Source organism: Xanthomonas populi (assembly GCF_002940065.1).
GTDB lineage: Bacteria > Pseudomonadota > Gammaproteobacteria > Xanthomonadales > Xanthomonadaceae > Xanthomonas > Xanthomonas populi.
This window is the reverse complement of the sequence record NZ_MDEJ01000232.1, coordinates 1-3273: the sequence shown is the minus strand read 5'-3', so window position 1 is coordinate 3273 and position 3273 is coordinate 1. Positions and strand designations below refer to the sequence as shown.

Below are 3273 nucleotides of genomic sequence, written 5' to 3'. Positions count from 1 at the left end.
ATCGCTGATTTTTTGAAGGTATGGTCATCATCCAGTGCGTGTCACCACGGCTACGACTTGGTTGTTCGAGGTGCCCTTTAGTATAAGACAGGCGCCTGTCGCACTCCTGCGACAGTGCGTCTTGCCTGTCCAATTACTTACTCTAGCGCAGCGGTATGGTGCGCTCTGCAGGTGTTTGCACGCGATCAAATCCATGTGGTCGGCGTGAATGGCGCGCTAACGCCAGAGCTTCTACGCTGACCAGCCAACGTCTTGCACTGCACCATCCCTGCTGGCCGTGCCCTCCCCCTGCGGCCCCTCACGTTAATGCCGAAGGAGGCTTCCATGTTCCGCTCTCCCCTAAAATTCGCATCCTTGCGCAGTGCCGCACTCGCACTGACCTTGCTCGCCGCAATGCCACTGGTGCATGCCAACGAGCCTGCACGCCCTGGAAAAGAGTCCAGTGGCCTGAAATATGTCGGCGTCAATCTCTCCGGAGCCGAGTTCAACTCGCGCAAGAAGCCAGGCACGTTGTACAAGGACTACATCTACCCGTCCGTGTCGGATTTCAGTTATTTCGCTGGCAAAGGCATGAATACGATCCGCCTGCCGTTTTTGTGGGAACGCCTGCAGCCACAGCTCACCGGCGAGTTGGATCCGGCCCAACTGGCGCTACTGAAGAAAGCAGTGGAAGCGGCCAAGGCCAACAAGCAATCTCTGATCCTGGACGTGCACAACTACGCCAAGTACAACGGCAAGCGCATCGGCACCAGCGATGTACCCGCCGCCGCAGTGGCGGATCTGTGGCGCCGGCTGGCGCTGGAATTCAAGGACGACACATCGGTGATCTTCGGGCTGATGAATGAGCCCAACGGGATTTCCGCAACCGACTGGGCTGCAGCGGCGCAAGGCGCAATCAACGCGATCCGCAAGACCGGCGCCAAGAACCTGATCCTGGTGCCGGGCACCGCCTACAGCGGCGCGCACAGCTGGCGCAGCGCCAACTATGGCGGTTCCAATGCCAAGGCGCTGGAGATCGTCAAGGACCCGGGCAACAACCTGGCCTTCGAAGCGCATCAATATCTGGACAGCGACTACAGCGGCACCAAGCCGGTCTGCACCAGCGCCACGGTTGGCGAAGAGAAATTGCGCGGCTTCACCGCATGGCTGCGCGAGAACAAGCAGAGAGGCTTTCTGGGCGAATTCGGCACTGCCAACAATCCGGTCTGCGACCAGGCGCTGGAGCGCATGTTGACCTATATGGAGAAGAACAGCGACGTGTGGCTGGGCTGGACCTGGTGGGCCGCCGGTGCATGGTGGAAGCCGGAATACTTCTTCACCGTGCAGCCGGGCAAGGATGGCAGCGACAAGCCGCAGATCTCCATCCTGAGCAAGTACGCACGCCGCGCCACCAAGTAACACGCGCAGACCTGTTCGAATGCGGTGTTCGCAGCAAGGAGCTGCGGCCACCGTTTTTTTTGCGTGGTGCTTTGCGTGCGACACGCAATGTACCGACGCATGAGATGTCCCGGCAATCACATGACAGCGCTACGCGCAAATCGCGCGGTTTATTCGTGATCGCGCTACGTGTGTTGTTGGATCCGCACTGACGGACTGCTGCCGCAATCACGACACAGCGCATCACCCTCGCGCGCAGAACATCCCAAGTGCGCACGTTCCGTTGGCGCACCAGGTGACTTTTGTGCGTGCAGGCGCGTCGATCCCGCATCGCATCTGCAATTGCGCACACCTCGCTGCACGTTGCGTTTTGCTATCGCAAATCAACGAATGCATTGCATTTCGCCATTGCGATGTACATCGATGCAAAGCGCGCAACGGTATCGATGTGCAGTGTTGAAATCGCAACACAACAACGTCACTCCATCATGGAGACACCGCATCCACTACAGCGCTGCTGCGCAGAGTGCGAACCGCGTATAGCGATGTGGATCGCATGGTGGTGCTTCACCACAGCAATAAGCGGTGCATGTTCGACAATAACTGAAACGTCGTTCACAGCTCCAACTAAGTGATATCTCGCATTCGTAGTTTGAATGCACAGATGCGCCTACGTTGTAGGTGTTGCATTGTCGTGNCCCCCCCCCCCCCCCGCGAATGCTTCAGGAGTTACACATGTTGCCCTCTTCACCCAGGAAATGCAGTCTGTTTAGCTGCGCGTTCTTATTGCTGCTGCTTGTCAACATACCGCTTGCACATGCACAGAGCGGCAATCGCCTGAAGTATGCCGGGGTCAATCTCTCTGGCGCAGAAACCAAATCCTCGAAAAAACCAGGTGTGCTCAACGTCGACTACCTGTATCCGGCCGCAAGCGATTACCACTACTTCGCCGGCAAACACATGAACACCATTCGGTTACCCATCCTGTGGGAGCGCCTGCAACCCAAGGCTGGCGGTGAACTGGATGCGGCGCAATTGGCACTGATCCGCCAGGCCGTCGCCAATGCAAAGGCCGCCAAGGTCTATCTGATTCTGGATGTGCACAACTACGCCAAATACTACGGCAACAAGATCGGCAGCAGCCGCGTGCCGATCAGCACCTTTACCGATTTGTGGCGTCGTCTGGCGATCGCCTTCAAGAACGACAACGCGGTGATCTTCGGGCTGATGAATGAGCCTTACGACATCAATCCGCAATCCTGGGCCACCGCGGCACAAGCCTCGATCGACACCATCCGCAAAACCGGCGCCAATAATCTGATTCTGGTTCCCGGTGCGTTGTGGAGCGGCGCGCACAGTTGGTATTCCACCGTTGCCGGGCAATCCAATGCCGTGGCACTGGCATCCATTCGCGACCCGCTCAATCGCTACGCCATCGAAGTGCATCAATATCTGGATACCGACTCCAGCGGTACCAGCGCCGGTTGCGTCAGCAGCACCGTCGGTGCCGAACGCCTGCGCAGTTTTACTCAATGGCTGCGCATCAATCACAAACGCGGATTTCTGGGCGAGTTCGGCACCGCCAACAATGCGATCTGCAATAGCGCACTAAACGGCATGTTGGGTTACATGGAAGCCAACAGCGAGGTGTGGATCGGCTGGGCCTTTTGGGCCGCCGGTGCATGGTGGAACCAGACCTATCCGTTCAATGTGCATCCGGATGCGCAAGGTCGCGATAAACCACAGATGACGATCTTGAGCGCACGCGCACGGCGTATCGCCCGCTAAGGAAACGTCTGAACAACTCGCAAGACCCAAAAATATCAGTATCCAGAGCGCCAGTAACGCGCAAATTGGGTATGTAAGACGAGATTTTGCGCGTATCTGGCGGCGTCA

2 protein-coding genes are annotated in these 3273 nt (G+C 57.7%); both read left to right on the top strand.

Features of this window, described 5'->3' with window-relative positions; translation table 11 throughout:
- The first annotated feature begins 324 nt into the window (after positions 1 to 324).
- Positions 325 to 1398, top strand: a complete 1074-nt coding sequence (locus XpopCFBP1817_RS20195; protein ID WP_128418436.1) for a glycoside hydrolase family 5 protein — start codon at positions 325 to 327, stop codon at positions 1396 to 1398.
- Between the two features lie 771 nt (positions 1399 to 2169).
- Positions 2170 to 3165 carry a glycoside hydrolase family 5 protein gene (locus XpopCFBP1817_RS20190; RefSeq protein WP_208619681.1) on the top strand — a complete coding sequence of 332 codons (996 nt, stop codon included), beginning with the start codon at positions 2170 to 2172 and terminating at the stop codon, positions 3163 to 3165.
- Positions 3166 to 3273 lie beyond the last annotated feature (108 nt).

Coding starts and splice junctions, on each gene's coding strand:
- XpopCFBP1817_RS20195 (WP_128418436.1), top strand. CDS start 325: ATGTTCCGCTCTCCCCTAAAATTCGCATCCTTGCGCAGTGCCGCACTC.